Genomic DNA, 24277 nt, shown 5'->3' on the forward strand with positions numbered 1-24277 from the left:
GGGGCCCCACCAACGCCGGGCCGGAATCGGAGTTCTTCATGTCCCTTCGTCCCACCCTGCGCACCGCGGTCCTCGCCGCCGTCGGCCTCGGCGCGGTCCTGCTGCCGGCCTCCGTGGCCGCCGCCGACGACTCGCCCACGCCGGTACCCGCCGAGCGCACCGAGAGCCCCACCCCCGCGCCCGGAACCGCGGAGCCCGCCGAGAGCGCCACCCCCACCCCGGCTCCCGCCGAGCCCACCGAGGTGGCGACCCCGGTCCCCGCCGAGTCCGTGCCGGCCGGCACGGTGCCGCGAGGCGGCGTCGACGCCGGCGAGCGTCCGTCCGAGGGCTCCGGCGCCACCGCGCTGTACGGCTCCGCGGCTGGCGCGGTCCTGCTCGCGGGCGGCGGCGTCCTCGTGCTGCGCCGCCGGTCCGCCGCACAGCGCAACGGCTGATCCCGCACGGTGGCGCCGCACCCCGCCCGGGGTGCGGCGCCACCCGCCGTTCCCCCCTCCCGCCTACGCTCGTCCCCGCACCGGAGTGCTCATGCCCTTGACAACGAACTCGTCCTGGCGGACCGCCGTGTCCGTGGCGGCAGCCGGCCTGCTGCTCGCCGCCGTCACCGGCTGCGGCGGGGCCGACACGCCCGCGCCCACGGCCGCCGCCGGCACGGCCTCGGACGCGTCCCCCTCCTCGGAGGCCCCCAAAGCGCCCGCACCGACGCGGCTGACCGTCCCCTCGCTCGGGATAGACAGCTCGCTGCTGCGGCTGGGACTCAACGAGGACGGCACGGTGGAGGTCCCGCCGGCCGACCAGGGCATGACGGCCGGCTGGTACGCGGGCGGAGCCGTACCGGGCGAGCCCGGTGCCGCGGTCCTCATCGGCCACAACGACACACGGTTCGGCAAGGCCGTCTTCCACGAGCTGCACACCATCGCCGAGGGTGCCGACATCGCCGTCTCCGCCGGGGGAGGGAAGGCGGCCCACTTCACGGTCACCGGCAAGGAGACCGTCCGCAAGAACGCCTTCCCCACCGAGAAGGTCTACGGAGCCACCGACGAGCGCGTGCTCCGGCTGATCACGTGCGACGGGGCCTTCGACGCCGACGGCCACCCCGTGGACAACCTCATCGTCTACGCGACGCTGCGCTGACCCGAGGCCGGCCGGAAGCCCCGCCGGCCGGCTCCCCGGCACCTCACGGCGGTGCCGGTTCCGCCCCGCCCCACGGCGGGGCGTGCTCCGCGCGGGTGACGGCGACCAGGGCCAGATCGTCGGCCAGGACGCCGTCCGTATGGGTGTGGACCGCCTGGGCGAGCCTGTCCACGACGGTCGCCGGCCCGTGGCGCCAGGACCTCAGCAGATCCTCGTCCGGTGTGTAGAAACGTCCGCCGGCGTCCCGGGCCTCCAGGAGCCCGTCCGTGCACAGCAGGAGCAGACTCCCCGGACCGAAGGGACGCACCTCGTCCACCCATGGGCCCGTGTCGAATTCACCGAGCCCCAGAGGCATTCCGGGATGCTCGGGCTCCCAGACCCGCAGGACGGTCCCGCTCACCAGGAAGGCCGGACAGTGCCCCCGGCTGATGAGACGCACCTCCGTACCGTCGTCCGGGATCTGTGCGACGGCGGCGGTGATGAAGTGCTCGCCGCTCGCCTCGTCCCCGCCCTCGCCCCCGCCGCCGACCGCCGCGGCCTCCCGGATGTGGCGGGTCACCGCCTGGTCCAGATGGCGGGCCAGCTCGGGCAGGGTCGGGGTGTGGTGGGCCGCCTCGTGGAAGCTGCCCACCAGGGCGGCCACGCTGGGAATGGAGTTCAGCCCCTTGCCGCGCACGTCACCGATGAGCAGACGTACGCCGTACGAGGTGTGCTCCGCCGCGTACAGGTCACCCCCGACGGAGGCCGCCGCGGACGCGGCCTCATAGCGGACGGCGACCCAGGTGTTCCCCCACCAGGACCGCACGGGCGGGAGCACGGCCCGCTGGGCGCTCTCCGCCACCCGCTGGGCTCCCAGGAGCTGGTCCCGCAGGAACAGCCGCAGCCTGCACAGGGGTACGGTCGCCCACGCGAGGACCACGAGCGCGACGTAGTCCACGACCGCGTGCTGGCCGTCCGAGGGCAAATGCCTCACAGGAGGAAGACCAGGCCCGCCACACTGTTGAGGGCGGCCACCCAGACCACGGCCCGCAGCGAGTACACACAGGCCGCGATCATGGAACTGAGAATCAGGAACACGTCCCCGCTGTACGCCCCCGGCGTGGGCAGGTCGATCGCCAGCCCGAGCACCACCAGGACCAGGGGCGCGAACCGCGTCCACCGCGGGAGCAGGTCGCTCTCGCTCTGCGGCGCGTGCGACGTCAGCCCTGTCGTGGCGCGGTTCGGGCTCACGGCATCGCCTCCGGGACGGAACAGGCAGGCTGCCGCCCGGCAGGCACTGCTTCCTCACTCGACCTTCGCGCCGGAAGCCCTGCCCCGCACGCGGAACGGGTGCCGAGGAGCGAGGCGAGCCACCGACGCGGACCGCCGCGACTCTTGACGAGTACACGTACGCGGACCAAGAATGATCGCGCAGTGCGTATGACAACGTTGTCTATGTCCGAGAGGCGCTCATTCCATGAGATGGACCCACTGGATTCGCGGTGCGGGGACGGCGGCCGCCACGGCAGCCCTCCTCGGCGGCGCCGTCGCCGTACCCGCCGCTGCGGACGGGGGAGGGCACGCCGAGCGCGGCCGGCTCACCGATCTCGTCAACCCGTTCATCGGGACCGAGAACGAGGGCAACACCTACCCCGGCGCCGCGGTGCCCTTCGGCATGGTGCAGTTCTCGCCCGACACCGGGCACAACACCGGCTACGACTACTCGGAGACCCACATCCGGGGCTTCTCCACCGTCCACATCTCCGGCGTGGGATGCGGCCTGGGTGGTGACCTCCCGGTGCTCCCGACGACCGGCGACATCACCTCGACGGACAACGCCGCCTACGCGGCGGAGTTCAGCCACGACGACGAGAAGGCCGGCCCCGGCACCTACGAGGTGGGGCTCAAGACGGGCATCAAGGCCGAGCTGAGCGCCACCGAGCGCACCGGCGTGCAGCGCTACACCTTCCCCGCCACCGGCAAGGCCAACGTCCTCGTCAACGCGGGCCAGTCCCTGCACAAGACCCTGAACACCGAGGTCGAGATCCTCGACCACCGCACCGTACGCACGGCCATCACCGGCAGCGGCTTCTGCCAGGACACCAAGCCGTACACCGTGTACACGATCACCCGCTTCGACCGGCCGTTCACCACCTCCGGCACCTGGAAGGGCGACAAGGTCACCGAGGGGTCGACCTCCTCGTCCGCGGCCGCCGAGCGCAACGGCGCCTTCCTGCGCTTCGACACCACCAAGGACCGCACCGTCGAGGCGACCACCGCGATCTCCTACGTGGACGCCAAGGGTGCCGCCCTCAACCTCCACGCCGAGGGCGGCCGCTCGTACGACCGTGTCGCACGCGCCGCGCGGGCCGCCTGGGAGGACCGTCTCGACGACGTCCGCGCCAAGGGCGGCAGCGAGACGCTGCGCCGGACCTTCTACTCGTCCCTCTACCGCTCGTTCCTCGCGCCGAACATCGGCAGCGACGTCGACGGCCGCTACACGGGCTGGGACCAGGAGATCCACCGCGCCAAGGGGTTCACCTACTACCAGAACTGGTCGCTCTGGGACACCTACCGCACCCAGGCCCAGCTCCTCTCGCTGCTCGCCCCGCACGAGTCCCGCGACATGGCCATCTCCGTCATCAAGATCGACGAGGACAGCGGCTGGCTGCCCAAGTGGGGCTACGGCACGGTCGAGACGAACATCATGACGGGTGATCCGGTCACGCCGTTCCTCACCAACGCCTACCAGCAGGGACTCCTCAAGGGGTACGAGGAGAAGGCGTACCGCGCGCTGAAGAAGAACGCCGACGGTGTGCCTCCCGCGGACTCCGCCCCCGTGGGCCGCGAGGCCAACAAGGAGTACCTCGCGGACGGCTTCGCGCCGTACATCAAGGACCGCGCGCACGTGAAGCCGGGCGACTCCGACTACGACCACGGTGCCTCCGCGACCCTGGAGTACGCGCTGTCCGACGCGATGCTCGGGCAGATGGCGAAGGAGCTCGGGCACCCGGACGACGCCGCGCGGTATGCGGCGCGGGCGCAGAACTACCGCAAGATCTTCGACAGTTCGACCGGCTTCTTCCGCGCCCGGGACGCGAGCGGCGCCTTCACCGGCCCCGTCGACCCGGCACAGAGCGAGGGCTTCCACGAGGGCACCTCCTGGCAGTACCAGTGGCTGGTCCCGCAGGACCTGCCCGGCATGGTCTCCCTGATCGGCGGCACCGACGCCGCGAACGAACGGCTCGACTCGTTCTTCGCGTACGAGCAGCTGCTCCAGGACCCGGCGAAGACCGCCCGCGAGGTGTGGGTGAACGGGCCGTACGACTACTACAACGCGGACAAGTACAACCCGCAGAACGAGCCCGACCTCATCGCCCCCTACACCTACCTGTCCACCGGCCGGCCCTGGCAGACGACCGACGTGGTGCACGCCGCGCTCACACTCTTCACGGACACCCCGACCGGCATGACCGGAAACGACGACCTGGGGACGATGTCCGCCTGGAACGTCCTGTCCTCGATCGGGATCTTCCCGGTCCAGCCGGGCACCGACACCTGGGGCCTCTCGACCCCGGTCTTCGAGCGGGTCGACCTGACCCTGGACCGGCGCTACTACCCCAAGGGCAGCCTGACCGTCAGGGCTCCCGGCACCTCCGACACCTCGCGCTACATCCAGTCGGCCCGGGCCGACGGGGCGGCGTACGGGAAGACCTATCTGACCACCGAGGACATCCGCGGCACACGCGACCTGTCCTTCGAGGTCGGTACGGAGCCCTCGGAGTGGGGCACCTCGGCGGACGCCGCACCGCCCGCCCTGAAGTGACGCCCTGAGCGGACCCAACCCAGGAACGCAGGACCCGCCCCTCGCCGGGGGCGGGTCCTGCGCCGTGCGGGCCGGTCCGCTCAGCCGTTGAAACGGTCCGGGTCGAACCCGGTGCGCTCGTCGCGGTTCAGGGCGTTGATCTCGCCGATGTCCCCTTCGGTGAGCTCGAAGTCGAAGAGGTCGAAATTCTGCTGGATACGCCGCAGCGTCACCGACTTGGGGAACACGATGTCCCCACGCTGGAGATGCCAGCGCAGCGTGACCTGCGCCGTCGACTTCCCCACCCGCTCGGCGATACGCGTCAGCGCCGGGTCGTCGAGCACCTTGCCCTGCGCGATCGGCGACCACGCCTCGGTGGCGATGCCGTGTTCGGCGTCGAAGGCCCTGACGGTGTCCTGGGTGAGGTACGGATGGACCTCGATCTGGTTGACGGCGGGCACCACCGTGCTGCCGTCCAGCAGCCGGCGCAGGTGGTGCGGCTGGAAGTTCGAGACACCGATGGCCTTGACGCGGCCCGAACGGTAGATCTCCTCCAGCGCCTTCCAGGTCTCCACGAAGTCACCCTTGTCGGGCAGCGGCCAGTGGATGAGGAAGAGGTCCAGATAGTCCAGCCCCACCTGGTCCATGGTGCGCTCGAACGCCTGGAGGGCGTCGTCGTACGCATGGGCGTCGTTGTTCAGCTTGCTGGTGACGAAGACGTCGGCACGGTCGAGACCGGACTCCCTGACCGCCTGGCCGACCTCCCGCTCGTTGCCGTACATCTGTGCCGTGTCGATGTGCCGGTAACCGGTCTCGAGCGCGGCCAGCGTGGTCTCGCGGGTGTCCTCGGGAGGGATCTGGAAGGTCCCGAAGCCGAGCTGGGGGATCTCCACACCGTTGTTGAGCGTGATGGCGGGTACAGAGGGCACGGATGACTCCTTCTCGTGGGTGTCGGTCGGGGCCGGTGTACGGGCGGCGGCTCGCGGCACGCAGCGGAGCGCTGTGTTCCGCCCTCCCTGCGGCGTACCCGCCATCAAACAGCACAAACAGGTCGAAATGACGGAATACGTGCCCGGCTGAGCGAGACATCCGGCCGGGGCGGAGGTGGCTGGGGCAGGGGCGGCCGGGGCAGGGGCGGCCGGGGACGGGACACCCCCCGGCCCCGGCCGCGGGGACACCCCCGGCCCCGGCCGCCCCGGAGCGTCAGGGCGCCGACAGCTCCCCGCGGACCGTGCGGGCCGCCGCCACGAGGTTCTCCAGCGACGTACGGGTCTCCGGCCAGCCGCGGGTCTTGAGCCCGCAGTCCGGGTTCACCCACAGCCGCTCGGCCGGGATCGCCTTCAGCCCGGTGCGCAGCAGCTCGGCCGCCTCCGCGGCACTCGGCACCCGGGGCGAGTGGATGTCGTACACGCCGGGTCCCGCCTCACGCGGGTATCCGTGCTCCGCCAGCTCGTGGGCGACCTGCATGTGCGAGCGGGCCGCCTCCAGGCTGATCACGTCCGCGTCGAGGTCGTCGATGGCCTGGACGATGTCACCGAACTCGGCGTAGCACATGTGTGTGTGGATCTGCGTGTCCGGCCGCACTCCGCTGGTGGTGAGGCGGAACGACTCCGTCGCCCACGCCAGATAGGCCCCGTGGTCGGCGGCGCGCAGCGGCAGTGTCTCGCGCAGCGCGGGCTCGTCGACCTGGATCACCGAAGTCCCCGCGGCCTCCAGGTCGTTCACCTCGTCCCGCAGGGCGAGGGCGACCTGCCGGGCGGTGTCGCCGAGGGGCTGGTCGTCGCGGACGAAGGACCAGGCGAGCATCGTGACCGGCCCGGTGAGCATGCCCTTGACCGGACGGCCGGTGAGGGACTGGGCGTACGTCGTCCAGCCCACCGTCATCGGCGCCGGGCGGGAGATGTCACCGGCCAGCACCGGCGGGCGGACATAGCGGGTGCCGTACGACTGGACCCAGCCGTGCTGCGTGGCGAGGTACCCCGTCAGCTGCTCCGCGAAGTACTGGACCATGTCGTTGCGTTCGGCCTCACCGTGCACCAGGACGTCCAGGCCGGTCTTCTCCTGGAAGGAGATCACCTCCTGGATCTCGGCCTTGATGCGCTCCTCGTACCCGGCCGCGTCGATGCGTCCGGCCCGCAGATCCGCGCGGGCGGTGCGCAGTTCGGCGGTCTGCGGGAACGAGCCGATGGTGGTCGTCGGCAGCAGGGGCAGCCCGAGGTGCGCGCGCTGGGCTGCGGCCCGCTCCCCGTACGGCTGGGAGCGGCGGGCGTCGGCCTCGGTGACCGCCGCGGTCCTGGCCCGTACGGCGGGGTCCCGGGTGACGGGGGAGTGCGCGCGTGAGGCCAGGTCGGCCCGGTTGGCGGCCAGTTCGGCGGCGATGGCCCCGGTGCCCTGGGTGAGGCCCCTGGCGAGGGTGACGATCTCGGCGGTCTTCTGCCGGGCGAAGGCCAGCCAGCGCAGGACCTGCGGCTCGATGTCCCGTTCGGCGGCGGTGTCGAGAGGGACGTGCAGCAGGGAGCAGGAGGGCGCCACGTCGATGCGTCCGGCGAGCCCGAGCAGCGTGCCCAGCGTGGAGAGCGACTTCTCCAGGTCGTTGATCCAGATGTTGCGGCCGTTGACCACACCGGCGACCAGCCGCTTGCCGGGGAGCCCGCCGACGGCCGCCAGGGCGTCCAGATTCCCGGCGGCGGCCTCGGTGAAGTCCAGCGCGAGCCCGTCCACCGGCGCCTTGGCCAGGACGGTGAGGGCCTCGCCGAGCCGGCCGAAGTAGGAGGCGACGAGCAGCCTGGGCCGGTCGGTGAGCGAGCCGAGACGGTGGTAGGCGCGCTCGGCGGCGTCGAGTTCGGCCCGGGTACGGTCCTGGACGAGTGCGGGCTCGTCGAGCTGCACCCATTCGGCTCCGGCCGCGCGCAGATCGGCGAGCACCTCGGCGTACACCGGCAGCAGCCGGTCCAGGAGGGTGAGCGGGTCGAAGTCGGCGGCCACACCGGGGGCGGGCTTGGCCAGGAGCAGGTACGTGACCGGGCCGACCAGGACGGGCCGGGCAGCGGCCCCCAGAGCGACGGCCTCCTTGAGCTCGGCGACCTGCTTGGCGGAGTCCGCGGTGAACACGGTGTCGGGGCCCAGCTCCGGGACCAGGTAGTGGTAGTTGGTGTCGAACCACTTGGTCATCTCCAGCGGGGCGACGTCCTGCGTGCCGCGTGCCATCGCGAAGTAGCCGTCCAGCGGATCGGCGGCGACAGCCTCCCGGTGGCGGTCGGGGACGGCCCCGACCATGACGGTGGTGTCCAGCACATGGTCGTAGTACGAGAAGTCCCCTGTCGGGACCTCGTCGACGCCGGCATCGACGAGCTGCCGCCAGTTCGTACGGCGCAGATCGGCCGCCGTGGCGCGGAGGGCGTCGGCGGTGACCCGCCCCTTCCAGTAGCCCTCGACGGCCTTCTTCAGTTCCCGGTTCTGTCCCTGCCGGGGGTAGCCGTACACAGTGGACTGCGCTGTGGCGGTCGCGTGCTCGGTGGTCACGGAGATCTCCTTCGCGAGATGAATCCCTGAGATCCCGGCGACGGGACGAGGACGCGAAGGGGTGACGTACCGGACGAAACACGTCGGACGACGCGGAGATCCGCCAGGTATGCACGCCGACCCGCCCACGAGGTCACCGGGATGTCCGCGCACGAATCGTCCGTGCGCGGGCAGATGGCAGGTCTTCGGACTCGCGGGCACGTCCTGTGTGAGGACACCTAATGGCCGTCGCTTCCCAGGTCCGGTTCATCGGACCCAGTGCTCATGACGGCGGTCGTTCCCGCTCACCGCTGCGGGGCAGTCCCGGAATTCCACCGGGTTCCCTCTTACGACGCATCCCGCCTGGCGGACGGGGCGAACCAGCTGCACCCGCAAGCCTACGGGTCCTTCGGAGCGCGCGGCGCCCCAGGTCCAGCATGCGGATGGGCCCTCGCGGACCCACGCGGCCCCGTGTCCGCGGCCCAGACGCGCTGGAGAGCGCGGTAGTCGATGACCGTGACGCCCGCGCGGGCCACCGCCTCCCGGGCCCCGGGCGACGTCAGGAACGCGTGGTCCGTACGGCGCACCAGCCGGTCGAGGGTCTGCGCCTCCCGGTCGCCGAGGCCGGGATGGACGGCCCATTCGCTGAGCCCGGCCGGCAGGGCGTGGAGCAGCCGGGCGTACAGGGCCGCCTTGTCCTCGGTCGCGAGGGAGAAGCTGTCCAGGAAGTCGTGGTCGACGACGGGCAGCCCACGCCGGCGCATCGCGCGCCGCCCCGGCTCCAGCCAGACGCGGACCGCGAGGCCGTACTCGGCGGCCAGCCCCACGGTCACGTCGAGGATGTCGTCGCGGCCCCCGTCGGCCAGGCAGTGGAAGTCCAGATGGGTCGGCGTGAGCCCCGTACGGACGATGGCGTCGATCTGCGCGCGGAACTCGGCCTCGACCTCGTCGGGGCGGGCGCGGCCGAGCAGAGCGGCCCGCCCCGCGGGCGTCGGCTCGAAGAAGTTGCCCGCGGGGTCGAGCAGGGAGGACACCTTCTCCCTGGCCGAGAGAGGACCCCAGGGGCGGTGCGGTGTCTCGCACACCAGGGTGAGGTGGACACCGAACGGAATGCCGGGCCGCTGCCGGAGCAGTCGTACGGCATCCGATGCCGCCGGACACACCGTCATGAGGCTGCACGACGAGGCGATCCCCTCCTCGACCGACTCGATCACGGCGGCGTTGACGCCCCGGTCCATGCCGAAGTCGTCGCAGTTGACGATGAGCAGGCGGGCGTCGGGCGGGAACCCCAGGATCCGGTTCCAGCGCGCGGGGGACGTCCTGGGCGGGGGTTCGACGGCTGCTCGATCCATGTCCGCAGTCTGGCCCCCGTCCCGGCGCTCGCGCACCTGAATAGAGCGCCCGTGGGGTCGATGCGCCACCGTACGACCGGCCGGTCGGGACCAGCAGACGTCGAAGCGATTCGACAGCCAAGGCTGCGCAGGCCGGGCCGGAATTGTCCATTGACACCCTCCCGCCGGCCTGACACCGTCGAAGCGCTTCAACGATCTTGGCCGTGGGTCTCGGCCCCTGGCCCGACCCTGAGGACGGACCGTGGCGTTCTTCGACAATCCCGTGATACCCGGCTTCAGCCCGGACCCGAGCATCTGCCGTGTGGGCGAGGACTACTACGTGGCGACGTCCAGTTTCGAATACGTACCCGGGGTGCCGCTGTGGCACAGCAGGGACCTCGTGCACTGGCGGCTGATCGGGCACGCCCTCGACCGCCCCTCGCAACTGTCGCTCCCTGACACGGCCCCCGCCTCCTGCGGGGTGTACGCCCCGACGCTGCGGCACCACGACGGCCTGTTCTGGATGATCACGACCGTGGTGGCCGGCGCCGGCACCGTCCTCGTGACCGCCGAGGACCCCGCCGGGCCCTGGTCGGAACCGGTGCCCGTCGGCATACCCGGCATCGATCCCGACCTGGCCTGGGACGACGAGGGGAACTGCTGGTGCGTGTTCTCGCACGACGGGATACGCGCGGTGCGCATCGAGCCCAGGACGGGCGAACTGCTCGGTGAGCCCGTGGAGATGTGGTCGGGAAGCGGCCTCCAGTACCCCGAGGGCCCGCACCTCTACAGGATCGGCGACTGGTGGTACCTGCTGCTCTCCGAGGGCGGCACCGAACGCGGGCACGCGATGTCCGTGGCCAGGGCGCGCACGCTGCCGGGCCCCTTCGAGCCGCACCCCGACAACCCCGTGCTGTCCCACCGCAGCACGGGCCATCCCGTGCAGAACACCGGCCACGGCGACCTGGTGCAGGCGCACGACGGCACCTGGTGGATGGTGCTGCTGGGCACCCGGCCCCGCGGCGACACGCCCGGGTTCCACGGCATGGGCCGGGAGACGTTCCTGGTGCCGGTGCGCTGGGAGGACGGATGGCCCCTGCCGGGACCTCTGGAACTCCGAGCCCAGGCGCCCGCACTGGCCCCGCACCCCTGGCCCGCCGAGCCGCACCGCGACGACTTCGACGCCCCCGCGCTCGCACCCTGCTGGGTCTCGCCGAGACGTCACGATCCGGATGCCGCGCGCCTCGACGAGCGGCCGGGCCATCTGGTGCTGCACGCCAGGGCCGACGGCATGGAGCAGCCCGGTGCCCTGTTCGTCGGGCGGCGCCAGCGCGACGCCGACTGTGTGGCACGGACCCGGGTCGACACCGGTGAAGGAGGCCGGGGAGGCATCGCCGTACGGCTCGACGAGGCGCACCACTACCAGGTGGAGGCGGAGGACGGCATGGTGCGCGCGGTCGCCCGCATCGGCCCCCTGCGCCGGACCGTGGCCGAACGGGCCGTGCCCGCCGGGCCTGTGACGCTGCGGATCGACGTGACCACCACGGACGTTCTGCCGCCCACCGTCACCGTACGACCCGCCGGCCCCGGGACCCCGGCGCCGTCCGGCCTGCGCGTCGGCGGCCCCGATACCCTGCGCCTCGGGTACGAGACCGGGGACGGGCACGTCGAGATCCTCGCCGAACTCGACGGCCGCTACCTCACCACCGAGGTCGCCGGAGGATTCACCGGCCGCGTCGTCGGCATGTACGCGACGCGAGGGGCGCCGGCCTTCGACTGGTTCGAGCTGCGGCCGGCCCGCCGGGAGCCGACCTGACACCAGGGGAGCGGGTCTCAGACCGGGTAGGCGTGCGTCTGCGTCGCCTTCACCGTCGCCCAGACCGCCGCGCCGGGGCGCAGGTCGAGCTCCGCGGCGGCGACCGTGGTCAGGTCCGCGGCGAGGGGCAGTTCCCCGGTGAGGTCGGCGCGGATCTGGTCACCGTGGGTCTCCAGGCCCGCGATCTCGCAGTGCCAGAGGTTGCGGGCGCTCGCGCCGGCGGGCCGCTCGCGGTGGAGGGTGACCGCGTTCGGCGGGAAGGCGACGAAGACCGGGCCGGACAGGTCCTCCGTGGTGGTGACGCAGGGGCCCGCGTCGAGGCGGACGGTGTGGCCGTCGGCCGTCCCCCGGAAGAGGTTCAGGCCGACCAGTTGGGCGATGTAGTCCGTACGGGGATGGCGGGCGATGTGGGACGGCGCGCCCTCCTGAACGACCCGGCCGTCCTCGACCACGACCAGGCGGTCGGCCAGCACCATGGCGTCCAGCGGATCGTGCGTGACCAGGACGGCCACGGCTTCGAACTCGGCCAGGTGCCGCCGCAGTTGCGACCGGACCTCCAGCCGGGTGCGGGCGTCCAGCGCCGCCAGCGGCTCATCCAGGAGCAGCAGGCGCGGCCGGGTGGCCAGCGCGCGGGCCAGGGCGACCCGCTGGGCCTGCCCGCCGGACAGCTTGCGCGGCTTGGCGCCGGCATGGTCCGCGAGCCCCAGCCGGCCGAGCCACTCGGAGGCCTGCGCCCGGGCCTCCGCCTTGGCCGAACCCTGGCAGCGCGGCCCGAAGGCCACGTTGTCCAGCGCGGTGAGATGGGGGAAGAGCAGATAGTCCTGGAAGACGACGCCGACGGGGCGGGACTCCGGGGGCGTAGGCTCCAACGCCTGCCCGTCCAGCCGCAGATGGCCCGCGGTGAGCGGTGTCAGACCGGCGAGGGCGCGCAGTGCGGTGGTCTTGCCGGCGCCGTTCGGGCCGAGCAGGGCGACGACCTCGCCGGGCGCGACGGTCAGCGCCACATCGAGGCGGAAGGCGCCGCGCCCGACGACGAGACGGGCGTCGAGGCCCTCCGCGCGCCCATCGGAGCGGGGGCCGGGAGCGGTGTCGCGGGTGTCGGTCATCCTGCTGTCATCCAACGGTCGCGCAGACCGGCCAGCACCGCGACGGACACGGTGAGCAGGACCAGGCTGAGGGCGATGGCCGCCTCCGGGTCGCTCTGCAGCGCCAGGTACACGGCCAGCGGCATGGTCTGGGTGCGGCCGGGGAAGTTCCCGGCGAAGGTGATCGTCGCACCGAACTCGCCCAGGGCACGGGCCCAGGCCAGCACGGCGCCCGCGGCGACGCCCGGTGCGATCAGCGGCAGCGTGACCCGGCGGAACGCGGTGAAGCGGGAGGCGCCGAGCGTGGCGGCGGCCTCCTCGAAGCGCGGATCGGCGGCGCGCAGGGTCCCCTCGACGCTGATGACGAGGAACGGCATCGCGACGAACGCCTCCGCGATCACGACCCCCGCCGTGGTGAACGGCAGCGTGATCCCGAACCAGTCGTCCAGCGACTTCCCGACGATCCCGTTGCGTCCGAGCGCCATCAGCAGCGCCACACCGCCGACCACGGGGGGCAGGACCAGCGGCAGGGTGACGAGCGCCCGTACGAGACCGCGCCCGCGGAACTCGACGCGGGCCAGCAGCCAGGCCAGCGGCACCCCGATGACCAGGCTGACGGCCGTCGCGGCCGTGGCGCACACCAGGGACAGCTGGAGCGCCTGCCAGACCTCGGCACTGGTCAGCAGCTCGGGCAGGCTGCGCCACGGGGCCCGTACGAGCAGGGCCACCAGCGGCACGATCAGGAACGCCAGACCGAGCAGCGCGGGCACCAGGAGCGGCAGCGGAACACCCCGGCGGCCCCGGATACGCCGACGCCGCGGCCCGCCCCGGGGGGCGCCGGCCGCGGCACCGGTCTTGTCGAGCTCGGTCACGGCTTGAGGAACCCGGCCCCGGTCAGGACCTTCTGGCCTTCGGAGGACTGCACCAGGGCGATGAACGCCTTGGCGGCGTCGGCGTTCTGCGTGTCCTTGAGCTGGGCGATCGGGTAGTCGTTGATGGCGTCGGCCGATTCGGGGAAGTCCACGCCCTCCACCTTGCCACCCGCCGCGTGCACATCCGTCTTGTAGACGACGGCCGCGTCGGCCTCCTTCAGCTCGACCTTGGTCAGAGCGGACTTGACGTCCTGCTCGTAGGAGACCGGGGTCAGCTTGAGGCCGGCGGCGTCGAGGGACTTCTGGGCGGCGGCGCCACAGGGCACCTCCTTGTCGCAGAGGACCACCTTGAGGCCGGAGTCGGTGAGGTCCTTCAGGGAGGAGATCTTGTCGGGGTTGCCCGGCAGGGTGGCGATCTCCAGCTGGTTGCGGACGAAGGTAGCGGGCGTGCCGGTGGCGTCCCCCGCGTCGGTGACGATCTTCATCGTCTTGGGGCTGGCCGAGGCGAACACGTCGGCGGGGGCGCCGCCGGGGATGCTCGCGGCGAGGGAGTCACTGCCGCCGAAGCTGAAGGTGACCTTCGTGCCGGGGTGGGCCTTCTCGAACTCCTTGCCCAGGGTCGTGAAGCTCTCCTTGAGCGAGGCCGCCGCGAACACGGTCACCGTGCCGGACAGCTCGTCCGACGGGGAGGCGGTCCCCGGGGAGTCCGACGCCGACGAGGAGTCGTCGGACGACGAGCAGGCGCTCAGGGCCAGCAGGGCGGTGGCGCCCGCAACGGCCGTCTGAAGGGTCCGGCGGGTCCGGCGCGCGGTACGGGTCATCACGGGTCTGCTCCCTCTTCGTCCTGACGGGCACGACCACCCGGGGTCCTGGCGGACCCGCTCATGGACCGGTTCGCGCGCACGCGGCGGCGCCCCCGGTCCGGTAGGCGTGCATACGCTGATCATACTGCCGCAGATGCGAGGGGAAAGTCCCTTGTCGCTTCGCATGAGGCGCAATCATGATCGCCGTCGTTGGCATGTGCGTTTGTACGGAGAGTGAGTCCGGATGCCGGTCATGGTCCGGCGCGGGACCGGCCGCCTCGCCGCCCGCCCGGTCCCGTCGTCGGGCCCCGCCACGCCGTTCCGCCCGCCGTCCGGGTGAACTCCGCTCCGGAGGGGCCGGGCGACGGGCAGGCATAGGGGCATCCGCGGTCCTCGCGGCCGGAAGCACCGGTGGACGCGGAAGCGGACAACCGAGCGAAAGGGGCTGTCCATGCTCGGTCCACGGGCGGCGCGGGCGGGCGCCGGCACAGGCGCGGGCCCCGGCGGTGTCCCGCGTACGGCGGCCGAGGCGGCCGCGGCCGTCGACGCCGTCCTCGCGGAGCACCTGCACGCCCGGGTGGCGGAAGCACGGGGCGTGGACGCCGTCTTCGCCGACGAGGTGGCCACCCGGGTGGCGGAGTTCGTCCTGCGGGGCGGCAAACGGCTGCGGACGGCCTTCGTGTGGTGCGGATGGCTGGCCGCCGGAGGGGCCGGCGACCCCGGGATGCCGCTGCGCGTCGGCGCCGCCCTGGAACTGCTCCAGGCCTGCGCCCTGGTGCACGACGACGTCATGGACGAATCGCCGGTACGCCGCGGCGCGCCCGCCGTGCACACGGACTTCGCCCGCACGCACCGGGAGGGCCGCATGCGCGGTTCCGCCGCGTCCTACTCCGCCACCGCCGCGGTGCTCACCGGGGACCTCGCACTGGCGTGGGCCGACGACCTGCTCACCGAGACGGCGCTCGCCTCCCCTTACGGCGAACGGCTGTTCCGGGAGTGGCAGGCGATGCGGGGCGAGATGGTCGCCGGGCAGTACCTGGACATGCGGGCCCAGGCGACGGGCTCCTCCGACCCCGCCCTGGCCAGGACCATCGCGACGCTCAAGAGCGCGTACTACACCGTGGCACGGCCGCTCGCCCTCGGCGCGTGCCTGACGGGGGCGAGCGCCGGTGCCCTGGACGGGCTGCGGTCCGCCGGACGGTGCGCGGGGCTCGCCTTCCAGCTGCGCGACGACCTGCTGGGCGCCTTCGGCGACCCCGCCGTCACGGGGAAACCCGCGGACGAGGACCTGCGGTCACGCAAGCTCACCTTCCTCCTGGCGGCCGCGCTCCGCCTCGCCGCCGAGACGGGCGACACCGAGGCACTGGCGGTGCTCGGCCCGGAGGGCTCCGGCGCGGACACGGTCGACCGCATGCGCGCCGCTCTGGAACGCACGGGCGCCCGGGCGGCGGTCGAGGAGGAGATCACCGAACTCTCCGGAGCGAGCCTGCGGCACTTCGCGGACACCGGGGCGGACCCGCGTGCCCGGCGGGAGTTCGCCGCGCTGGTGGCCAGAGCCGTGGGCGCCGTACCGAACGGGGAGGGCGCATGAGGACCGTCACCGGACCCACCGACCACGTGGTGGTGGTCGGCGCCGGACTGTCCGGCCTCGCCGCGGCACTCCATCTGCTGGGCGCGGGACGGCGGGTGACCGTCGTCGAGCGTGACGCCGGGCCCGGCGGACGTGCCGGCAGGCTGGAACTCGGCGGCTACCGGGTCGACACAGGACCCACCGTGCTGACCATGCCCCACCTGGCCGACGAGGCCTTCGCCGCCGTCGGGGACAGCCTCCACCGGCGGGTCGAGCTGATCCCGCTGCACCCGGCCTACCGTGCCCTCTTCGCCGACGGCAGCCGCCTCGACGTCCACACGGACGGCGAGGCGATGGAGGCCGAGGTCCGCCGGTTCGCCGGAGCCGCGGAGGCCGAGGGCTACCGGCGGCTGCGGCGCTGGCTGGAGCGGATGTACCGGGCGCAGATGCACCGCTTCATCGACACCAACTTCGACTCGCCCTTCCAGCTCCTGCACCCGGACCTCGCCCGGCTCGCCGCTCTCGGCGGCTTCGGCCGGCTCGACCCGCAGATCGGCAGGTTCCTCTCGGACCCACGGCTGCGCCGGGTCTTCTCCTTCCAGGCGCTGTACGCCGGCGTCGCCCCGGCCCGTGCCCTCGCCGCCTACGCCGTCATCGCCTACATGGACACGGTCGCCGGCGTCTGGTTCCCGAAGGGCGGCATGCACGCGCTGCCCCGGGCGATGGCCGACGCGGCGGCCGACGCGGGAGGAGAATTCCGCTGGAAGGCCGAGGTGACCGCCCTGGAGCGTACGTCCGGGCGGGTACGGGCCGTCCGGCTGGCGTCCGGCGAGCGGATCGCCTGCGACGCCGTCGTCCTGACCCCGGATCTCCCCGTCGTCCACCGGCTCCTGGGCCGGGCGCCCCGGCGGCCCGTACCGCTGCGCCACGCGCCGTCGGCCGTCGTCCTGCACGCCGGCACGGACCGCACCTGGCCGGAACTCGCGCACCACACCCTGTCGTTCGGCGCCGCCTGGGAGAGCACCTTCGACGAACTCACCCGGACCGGACGGGTGATGAGCGACCCGTCGCTGCTCATCACCCGGCCGACGACGCACGACCCGGCACTGGCGCCCGACGGCAGACACCTGCACTTCGTCCTCGCCCCCTGCCCCAACACCACGACCGGCCCGTCGGCCGCCGGCTGGCGTGACCTGGGACCCCGCTACCGGGACGGCCTGCTGGCCGAGCTGGAACGCCGGGGCCTCCACGGCTTCGGGGCCTCCGTCGACCGGGAGCTGCTCGTCACCCCGGTGGACTGGACGGCGCAGGGCCACGCGGCGGGCACCCCGTTCTCCGTGTCCCACACCTTCGCGCAGACCGGCCCCTTCCGGCCACGCAATCTCGTGCGCGGCTACGACAACGTCGTCCTCGCCGGCTGCGGGACCACCCCCGGGGTGGGCGTGCCGACCGTCCTGGTCAGCGGCAAGCTCGCCGCGGCCCGCATCACGGGCGCCCCCCGAGCGGCGGGCGCGCGCCGCCGTCCCCCCGTCCTCGAAGGGCAGAGCCGATGAACCACCGCGAACTGGACGCCGCCGGGATCACCGCGCCCGCCCTGCGCGCCGCCTACGCCCGCTGCCGGCGGCTCAACGCCCGGCACGGCCGCACCTACTTCCTCGCCACCCGGCTGCTCCCCGTCGAACGCCGCTGCGCCGTCCACGCGCTGTACGGCTTCGCCCGGTGGGCCGACGACATCGTGGACGACCTGGACCGTCGCCTGCTCCCCGAGGAACGCGACCGGCTGCTGCGCCTGCTGGAGAGCGACCTGGCCCACGGCCTGCGTACGGGGGGCGGCGACGAGCCGGTCGTCAGGGCCGTGGCGGACACCGCCGCGCGCTACGCCATCGACCACGGCCTCTTCGCCGACTTCCTGGCGTCCATGCGCAGCGACCTCACGGTCACCGAGTATCCGACGTACGCCGATCTGCGCGGGTACATGCACGGTTCGGCGGCGGTCATCGGCCTCCAGATGCTGCCCGTGCTCGGGACCGTCGTACCCCGTGAGGAGGCGGCCCCGCACGCCGCCTCGCTCGGTGTGGCCTTCCAGCTCACCAACTTCCTGCGGGACGTGGGCGAGGACCTGGACCGCGGCCGTGTCTACCTGCCGGCGGACCTGCTCGCCGCCCACGCCGTGGACCGCCCCCTGCTGGAGTGGAGCCGCCGCACCGGACGGCACGACCCGCGCCTGCGGGCCGCGTTCGCCGAGGCCGACACGGTGATCAGGGCCGTCTACCGGGAGGCGGAACCGGGCATCGCCATGCTGGAGCCACGGGTGCGGCCCTGCATCCGTACGGCCTTCGTTCTGTACCGGGGGATCCTGGACGCGGTCGCCGCCGACGACTACCGGGTGCTGCACCGCCGCGCCGTGGTGCCGCGCCACCGCCGGGCCGCCACCGCGGCGGGCGGGCTCGTACGGATCCTGGGAGCGCGGCTGCGCACCGGACCGTCCGCACCCGCCCAGGGCGCGGCCGCCGGGGCGGAGGGCTCCCTGCGATGAACACCCCGCGCAGAGCGACGACATGGACGTCACCGCTGCGGGTGCGGCGCGCCCCCCGCTGGGAGCGGCAGGCACCGACCTGGCGCGAGGCGAGGCCCGCCGTGATCGCCGAGGCGCTGAAGCGGGCTACGGCCCGCCCGTCGGGCAACTGGTACGTCGCCGGGGCCTCCCGGGACATCGGGGCGAGGGACCGCCCGTACGGCCGGACGATCGCCGGGGTGGAAGTCGTCCTGTGGCGGTCCGAGGACGGCACCCCGCACGCCGGGCCGGGGGAGTGCCCCCATCTGGGAGCGCCGCTGCGCGACAGCCGGGTGGTGTGCGGGACGCTCCTGTGCCACTGGCACGGCTTGGCGCTGGACGGCGGGCCGTTCGCCGGGTGGGAGCCGTACCCGGTGCACGACGACGGGGTCCTGGTCTGGGTGAGGCTGGACCGGGCCGGGGGCGAGCGCCCGCTGGAGCGCCCAGTCGTACCGGCTCGGCCGGTGCCGGCGGACGCCGTGGACGCGGTGTTCACCGCCGTGGGCCGGTGCGAACCCGAGGACGTGGTCGCCAACCGGCTCGACCCCTGGCACGGTTCCTGGTTCCACCCGTACGCGTTCGTCGGACTGAGCGTGGCCGGCACCCCGGAGCAGGGCGGGGAGGACGCGTTCACCGTCGACGTCTCGTTCAAGGTGGCCGGCCGGCTCGTGGTGCCCGTACGGGCGGTGTTCACGGCGCCCGGGCCCCGCACCGTTCTCATGCGCATCACCGACGGCGAGGGCGCCGGGTCGGTGGTGGAGACGCATGCCACCCCGCTGACAGCGCCCGGCGCGGCTGACCCCCGGACCGCGGTCGTCGAGGCCGTCGTCGCGGCCTCCGGCCGGCGGGGCTTCGCCCTCGCCCGTGCCGCGGCGCCCGTCCTGCGCCCCCTGATGCGCCGGACGGCCGGCCGGCTCTGGCGCGACGACCTGGCGTACGCCGAACGGCGCTGGTCGCTGCGGAGCACCGGGCGCTTCCCCGGCTGAGCGTCAGCGCCGCGCGGCCAGGCCCGCGAGGGCACGCAGGACCCGGGAGCGCCCGGCGCGCGGGACCGTCCACAGCACCTGCCCCCGGACGCCCCAGCCGGCGAGGAGCGCGTTGGCGGCGAGGAACCCCGAGGTCGCGGCGCGCTCCATCAGGGCGACGGGGAGGCCGGTGCGGACCAGGTCGCCCGCCAGAACGACCCCGGGATGAGAGGTGCGCACGGGAGGCCGGCGCCGGTAGCCGCCCACCGAGAAGACAGGGCAGTCGGCCCGCCACTCGTGGCGGGCGTCGACCACCCGGGCGTCCGCCGTCTCCGGATAGATCTCGTGCAGCCGGTCCAGCATCCGGCGCTGGACCTCCTTCGGCTCGGCCCCCTCCTCGACGGCGTAGGCGTGGAGTTCGACCACGGAACCGCCCGTCCGCGCCGCCCACCTGGCCGACTCGCCCTCCCAGCGGTCGAGGACGCTGACGTTGTCGAGCCCGTCGAAGCCGCTGGTGCCGAGGAACCCCGCACGGTCCCCACGCACGGGGCGGTCCAGCCACAGCCGGGACACGAGGAACGGGGGCGCCGTCCGCAGGGCCGCGATGTCCGCACGCCAGGACGCGTCCCCCAACTGCTCCGAAGAGCCGACGACATGGCGCAGCCCCTCGGTGTCCAGGGCGAGGACCACGGCCTGGTGGACGTCTGCCGCGCCGCCGGTCTCCACCACCAGGTCCCCGCCGCCGGCCGGCCGGACCCGGTGCACCGGAGTGCCGGTGCGCACCTCCGCGCCGAGCCGCCCCAGATACGCGGCGAGCGGCTCCCAGAGCGCCTGGGGGAACGGCTCACGCGGTACGTCGAAGAGGAGCCCCTCGGACGACCCGAGGAAGTAGATGTGGAACATCAGCAGCAGTTCGGCGGCGGAGAGTTCCCGGGGGTCGGCGAAGAAGCTGCGCGAGAACACCTCGAAGGCCAGATGATGGGCCGCCTCGGGGAAGTTGATCCGGCGCAGGAACTCCTCAGCTCCGACCCCGTCGAACCGTTCGTACACCTCGGGGACCCGCACGTCGAGCAGCGGCAGGGCCTCGCGGGGCCGCATCGCGGTGAGGTCGCGCGGGCCGAACGCCGGGCTGAGCGCCACGAATCCGAGCACGCTCCACGGCGGGGTCCTCGGCACCCGGGCGAAGCCGTCCGCCATGCCGTTGCGGTGCAGGAGCGGGTAGTCCGGCAGCGGGGTGAGCATCGAGAGCCCGGGGTCCGTACGGCGCAGCAGTCCACGCAGGTTGTAGTACTGCCGGAAGAACGCGTGGAAGCCGCGGCTCATCGTCGCGGAGGACCCGTCGGCGAGCTGGACGGGCCAGCCGGCGAGGCGCCCGCCGAGGCTCTCGCCCTGTTCGTACAGCGTCACCCGGACACCGCGTTCGGCGAGCGCGGTCGCCGCCGCCAGCCCGGCGATCCCGCCGCCGACCACCGCCGCCGACGGAGCGTCACCGGTGAAGCGCGCGCGCCCCGGCTCCGGCAGAAGCACCTCGGCCCGCCGGTCGCGCCCGTGCCGCCGGGCCGTGCCGGGGCGCCGCCTGCGGGCGCTCATGAGGCGTCGGCCCGTACGGGCTCCTGGCCGCTCCGGGCGAGGAACGCGTGGACGATCCCGGTCTGCCAGCCGCCGACGGGAACGGTCCGTACGAAGGGGAACCCGGCCCGGGCGATCCGCCGCGCGAAGACCGGGGCCGTGTCGAAGTCCAGGACGCTGCGCCACAGATGGTGGTAGAGCGCGCGGTCACCGGTCAGGCTGCCCGCCGGGACGATGACACCCCGGCACACCGTGTTCCACACGGCCCGGTGCACGGGGGAGCCACTGAGGCTGTACTCGTGGACCAGCAGACGGCCGCCCGGGCGCAGCAGCGCGCGCACGGCTTCCAGGACGGCGCCGGGCTCCGCGACGTTGCGGAAGAGATAGGCCGCGAACACGGCGTCGTACGAGCCGTCGTCCTCGGTGGTGGGGATCTCCTCCGCCGAGCGGTGCACGAAGCGGACGTTCGGGGGCCAGCGTTTGGCACGCGCCCGCTCCAGCATGCCGGCGGACGCGTCGACCGCCGTGATCCGGGCGTACGGGGCGGCCCGCAGCAGGGCCCGCGTGGACGCGCCCGTGCCGCAGCCCAGGTCGAGCACGCGCAGCCCCCGCCCGCCACGGGGCAGCCGGAGCCGGTGCGCGGAGCGCAGCAGATCGGAGCGGTAGCCCGGATTCAGCGCGGTGAGCCGGTCGTACGTGTGTGACGCGTGGTCGAAGGCGTGTGCCAGCTCGTGGTCCCGCAGCAGGGTCATCGGGGGCTCTCTTCGGATCGGCCGGTCTCCCGGCGGGCGAGGAAGGGGAGTTCGGCCGCGGTGCGCAGCATCGGGCCCACAGGCGTACGCAGGCCGATCCCGAACTCCTCCCACGGCGTGCTGCCGCCGTCGAGGAAGCGCAGCAGGCGCTCCATGGGGATGCGGCGGAAGAGGTCGGTGAAGAAGCGCGGCCCGTCCACGCGCCCCGTGTCGAGGGCCCGGAGCAGCACGGCGTCCATCGCCAGGGCCCTGCGCCCGTGCGGCGGCGGCACACCGGGGGACCCCCGGTGCACGGCGGCGGCGATCGCCCGGCTCTGCCGCTGCACCGCGGCGAACGTGTAGCCGGTCGCCGGACGGGTGGCACCCCCGGCGGCCCCGATCCGGAAGACGGCACGGCCCGCCCGGCGGGGGAAGCGACCGTCCGTCATCGGGATGACGCCCTGCTCGGCCGACTCCACGGCGAACCTGCCGAGCCGCAGGACACCCTCGGTGTACTGCCGCAGGGCCGCCTCGTACGCGTCCGTCGTGAGCGGGGCACGGGAGAACTCGGTGTACTCCACCAGCGCCCGGTCCGGTGCCAGCGGCAGCACGTAGCCGAACGCGAGACCGTGGCCGGGCTGCGGGACCCGGAAGTCCATGAGGTCCGCGACGCCGGGGTCGAAGCGGGGGGCGTCGGTGCGTACGAACCAGCCGCGGAAGTGCTGGAGCAGGAGCGTGCGGTGCGGCGGTGGGCGTCGCACGGGCCGTGAGTCGAAGACGTGTCTGCCGCGCAGGGTGAGCGGCTGCCCGTCGGCCGTCGTGCAGCGGACCTCCGCGCCGTACGAGGTGTCACGCACCTCGTGGGCGGTGGCACGCAGGACGCGGGCCGCCGGGGAGGCCGCCAGCCGCGCGTGGACGAGCCGCTCGAATGGGCCCGAGCGCACCATGCGGTAGCGCAGGGGCGCGGGGTCCGACTCGACGACCTCGCCGTCCGGCCCGCGCACCCGCAGCCGCCGCCAGGACGCGACGACGGCCTCCTCGAACGCGCCGGTGCCCGCCTCCCAGTAGCACCAGGTGCGCTCCGCAGGGCGCAGCGGCCCGTCCGGTGCCTCGACCAGCGTCACTCCCGTACCGGCTTCGGTGAGCCAGTGGGCCAGACAGAGTCCGGCGGCGCCCCCGCCCACGACGACGGCGTCGTCCACCCGCTCCTGGGCGGCCCCGGTCACGTCCTGGGGGTCCGCGCGGCGGCCCGGTCGGCCAGCACCTCGCGCGCGGCCCGGCTGCCCGAGGCCAGGGCGCCCTGCACCGACCCGGTGGCCCGATGGTCCCCGCACACGTAACGGCCCCGAGCGAAACGGGTCGTACGGCTCAGGGGCCACGGCGGCCGCATGGCCGGCAGGGCACCCTCCACGGTGAAGGTGCCGACCGTGTCCCAGGTGCTCGTGTCCGCGTCGTACAGCTCGGCGAGCCGGGCGCGGACCGTGTGGTCCCCGCCGGGCGGGCCCGCGCCGAGAACGGAGGTCGACACCAGGGCCGTACCCGGGGGAGCGTACGAGGGCGCCACCTCGGTGAGGACACAGCTGTTGAGGACGGCGAGGCCGCTGTCCACGACCAGGGTCGGTTCGGACAGCGGTGACCGGTCCGTCGCGTGGTAGTACGTCGTCACCGTACGGCTGTCCGGCACCGGCAGCCCCGGCAGCAGACGGGCCGCCGTGGAGGAGTCCGTGGCCACCACGACGGAGGCCGCGGGCCGCTCGCCGCCGTCCGCCAGGAGCACCCCGAAGTCCGTCACCCCGGCGACGGCCGAACCGAGCCGGAGGGTCCCCTCCGGCAGCCGACCGGCGAGCTGGGCCGGCACGGCGCCGATGCCGTGGGTGGGCAGACAGAGCGTGCCGCGCGCCATGCTCCGCCAGACCAGGTGCAGGAAGCGCGCCGAGGTCTCCAGCCCCTCCTCCAGGAACACCCCGGACAGGAACGGCCGCATGAGGTCCTCGATCGCGCGCGGCGACAGCCCGGCGCGGACGAGCGCCTCGGACGCCGTACGGTCGCGCATGTGCCCCAGACGCCTCGGCGGGAGCAGGACGTCACGGGCGGTCAGCGCCGCGAGGGCGGCGAGGTCCCGGGCTGGGAGCACACGCCCGGGCAGCAGCTGCGCCGCGTCCTCCGGGCGGCGGGTGGGGTCGGTGAGCCGCACCCGCCCCTCGGACGTCCGGGCGATGAGGCCCGGGGTGAACGGCCGCAGGCGCAGGGCCCGCAGGTCGAGGCGCTTGCGTACCTGCGGATAGGAGGTGTTGAAGACCTGGAAGCCGCGGTCCAGGAGGAAGCCGTCCCTGCGGTCCGTGCGCATCCGGCCGCCCACCCCGTCGGACGCCTCCAGCAGTTCGACGCGGAGGCCCGCCTCGGCGAGGTCGAGTGCGCAGGCCAGTCCCGCCAGGCCGGCGCCGACGACGACGGCGTCGGGCGGCGGTGGATTCGGTCGGTTCGTCATCCGGGTCCCTCGGCTCGGCCCCGTACGGCTGACGGGTTGTCAACCCGATCACGTTCCGGGCGCCGAAGCCAGGAGCC

Annotated in this window: 20 protein-coding genes and 1 riboswitch; of the genes, 8 read left to right on the plus strand and 12 right to left on the minus strand. The window is 73.6% G+C overall.

All coding sequences use genetic code 11. The features are described from left to right. The first annotated feature begins 38 nt into the window (after nt 1–38). Together JKV81_RS35420 and JKV81_RS35425 are read left to right on the plus strand one after the other, a co-directional pair. A complete protein-coding gene (locus JKV81_RS35420; RefSeq protein WP_129259966.1) occupies nt 39–434 on the plus strand; it encodes a hypothetical protein in 396 nt (131 codons plus the stop codon). Between the two features lie 91 nt (nt 435–525). Further along, on the plus strand, nt 526–1131 hold the full coding sequence (locus JKV81_RS35425) for a class F sortase (RefSeq protein ID WP_129259967.1): 606 nt from the start codon (nt 526–528) through the stop codon (nt 1129–1131). Nucleotides 1132–1174: 43 nt separating this feature from the next. On the opposite strand, the gene JKV81_RS35430 is transcribed toward JKV81_RS35425, so the two are convergent. Next, nucleotides 1175–2104, minus strand: a complete 930-nt coding sequence (locus tag JKV81_RS35430) for a PP2C family protein-serine/threonine phosphatase (protein WP_307820669.1) — start codon at nt 2102–2104, stop codon at nt 1175–1177. Further along, nucleotides 2101–2361, minus strand: coding sequence for a hypothetical protein (locus tag JKV81_RS36465; protein ID WP_236058545.1), 261 nt, complete (start codon nt 2359–2361; stop codon nt 2101–2103). The genes JKV81_RS35430 and JKV81_RS36465 overlap by 4 nt, the downstream gene beginning before the upstream one ends. 226 nt (nt 2362–2587) lie before the next feature. Here JKV81_RS36465 and JKV81_RS35435 point away from each other — a divergent pair, with 226 nt between their 5' ends. Beyond that, nucleotides 2588–4936 (plus strand): GH92 family glycosyl hydrolase, encoded by a 2349-nt coding sequence (locus JKV81_RS35435; RefSeq protein ID WP_202079688.1) that lies wholly within the window; start codon nt 2588–2590, stop codon nt 4934–4936. 80 nt (nt 4937–5016) lie between these two features. Here the strand turns inward: JKV81_RS35435 and JKV81_RS35440 are convergent, their stop codons facing one another. From JKV81_RS35440 to JKV81_RS35450, 3 genes are all read right to left on the minus strand, one after another. Beyond that, complete coding sequence (locus tag JKV81_RS35440; protein WP_202079690.1) at nt 5017–5844, minus strand: aldo/keto reductase; 828 nt, start codon at nt 5842–5844, stop codon at nt 5017–5019. A 274-nt stretch (nt 5845–6118) separates the two neighbouring features. Then, nucleotides 6119–8437, minus strand: a complete 2319-nt coding sequence (gene metE / locus JKV81_RS35445; RefSeq protein WP_202079692.1) for a 5-methyltetrahydropteroyltriglutamate--homocysteine S-methyltransferase — start codon at nt 8435–8437, stop codon at nt 6119–6121. Nucleotides 8438–8596: 159 nt separating this feature from the next. Further along, nucleotides 8597–8816, minus strand: a riboswitch (cobalamin riboswitch). Continuing rightward, the gene (locus tag JKV81_RS35450; protein ID WP_202079694.1) at nt 8815–9768 is read right to left on the minus strand and encodes a carbohydrate deacetylase; all 954 of its coding nucleotides are present in this window, start codon (nt 9766–9768) and stop codon (nt 8815–8817) included. It overlaps the preceding riboswitch by 2 nt. 241 nt (nt 9769–10009) lie before the next feature. On the opposite strand from JKV81_RS35450, the gene JKV81_RS35455 reads away from it, so the two are divergent. Next, complete coding sequence (locus JKV81_RS35455; protein WP_202079696.1) at nt 10010–11563, plus strand: glycoside hydrolase family 43 protein; 1554 nt, start codon at nt 10010–10012, stop codon at nt 11561–11563. Nucleotides 11564–11580: 17 nt separating this feature from the next. On the opposite strand, the gene JKV81_RS35460 is transcribed toward JKV81_RS35455, so the two are convergent. The 3 genes from JKV81_RS35460 to modA are packed head-to-tail and all read right to left on the minus strand — an operon-like array spanning nt 11581 to nt 14341. After that, nucleotides 11581–12669 (minus strand): ABC transporter ATP-binding protein, encoded by a 1089-nt coding sequence (locus tag JKV81_RS35460; protein ID WP_202079698.1) that lies wholly within the window; start codon nt 12667–12669, stop codon nt 11581–11583. Then, a complete protein-coding gene (gene modB / locus JKV81_RS35465; RefSeq protein ID WP_129259975.1) occupies nt 12666–13520 on the minus strand; it encodes a molybdate ABC transporter permease subunit in 855 nt (284 codons plus the stop codon). Before modB ends, JKV81_RS35460 begins: the two co-directional genes overlap by 4 nt. Next, nucleotides 13517–14341, minus strand: coding sequence for a molybdate ABC transporter substrate-binding protein (modA, locus tag JKV81_RS35470; protein ID WP_202079700.1), 825 nt, complete (start codon nt 14339–14341; stop codon nt 13517–13519). Before modA ends, modB begins: the two co-directional genes overlap by 4 nt. Before the next feature lie 433 nt (nt 14342–14774). On the opposite strand from modA, the gene JKV81_RS35475 reads away from it, so the two are divergent. Genes JKV81_RS35475 through JKV81_RS35490 form a run of 4 tightly spaced genes read left to right on the plus strand, consistent with a single transcriptional unit; the run spans nt 14775 to nt 19433 of the window. Further along, nucleotides 14775–15914 (plus strand): polyprenyl synthetase family protein, encoded by a 1140-nt coding sequence (locus JKV81_RS35475; protein ID WP_129259977.1) that lies wholly within the window; start codon nt 14775–14777, stop codon nt 15912–15914. Next, entirely contained in the window at nt 15911–17446 is a 1536-nt protein-coding gene (gene crtI, locus JKV81_RS35480; protein ID WP_129259978.1) for a phytoene desaturase family protein, read from the plus strand. The genes JKV81_RS35475 and crtI overlap by 4 nt, the downstream gene beginning before the upstream one ends. After that, on the plus strand, nt 17443–18429 hold the full coding sequence (locus JKV81_RS35485) for a phytoene/squalene synthase family protein (protein ID WP_129259979.1): 987 nt from the start codon (nt 17443–17445) through the stop codon (nt 18427–18429). Before crtI ends, JKV81_RS35485 begins: the two co-directional genes overlap by 4 nt. Beyond that, nucleotides 18426–19433, plus strand: coding sequence for a DUF5914 domain-containing Rieske (2Fe-2S) protein (locus JKV81_RS35490; protein WP_129259980.1), 1008 nt, complete (start codon nt 18426–18428; stop codon nt 19431–19433). Before JKV81_RS35485 ends, JKV81_RS35490 begins: the two co-directional genes overlap by 4 nt. Before the next feature lie 3 nt (nt 19434–19436). Here the strand turns inward: JKV81_RS35490 and JKV81_RS35495 are convergent, their stop codons facing one another. Genes JKV81_RS35495 through JKV81_RS35510 form a run of 4 tightly spaced genes read right to left on the minus strand, consistent with a single transcriptional unit; the run spans nt 19437 to nt 24200 of the window. Beyond that, on the minus strand, nt 19437–21002 hold the full coding sequence (locus JKV81_RS35495; RefSeq protein ID WP_202079702.1) for an FAD-dependent oxidoreductase: 1566 nt from the start codon (nt 21000–21002) through the stop codon (nt 19437–19439). Next, on the minus strand, nt 20999–21733 hold the full coding sequence (locus JKV81_RS35500) for a methyltransferase domain-containing protein (RefSeq protein ID WP_202079704.1): 735 nt from the start codon (nt 21731–21733) through the stop codon (nt 20999–21001). Before JKV81_RS35500 ends, JKV81_RS35495 begins: the two co-directional genes overlap by 4 nt. Next, entirely contained in the window at nt 21730–22938 is a 1209-nt protein-coding gene (locus tag JKV81_RS35505) for a lycopene cyclase family protein (protein WP_202079706.1), read from the minus strand. The genes JKV81_RS35500 and JKV81_RS35505 overlap by 4 nt, the downstream gene beginning before the upstream one ends. Next, nucleotides 22935–24200 (minus strand): NAD(P)/FAD-dependent oxidoreductase, encoded by a 1266-nt coding sequence (locus JKV81_RS35510; RefSeq protein ID WP_202079708.1) that lies wholly within the window; start codon nt 24198–24200, stop codon nt 22935–22937. The genes JKV81_RS35505 and JKV81_RS35510 overlap by 4 nt, the downstream gene beginning before the upstream one ends. Nucleotides 24201–24277 lie beyond the last annotated feature (77 nt).

It is taken from the genome of Streptomyces silvae, assembly GCF_016745505.1.
GTDB classification, from domain to species: Bacteria; Actinomycetota; Actinomycetes; order Streptomycetales; family Streptomycetaceae; genus Streptomyces; species Streptomyces silvae.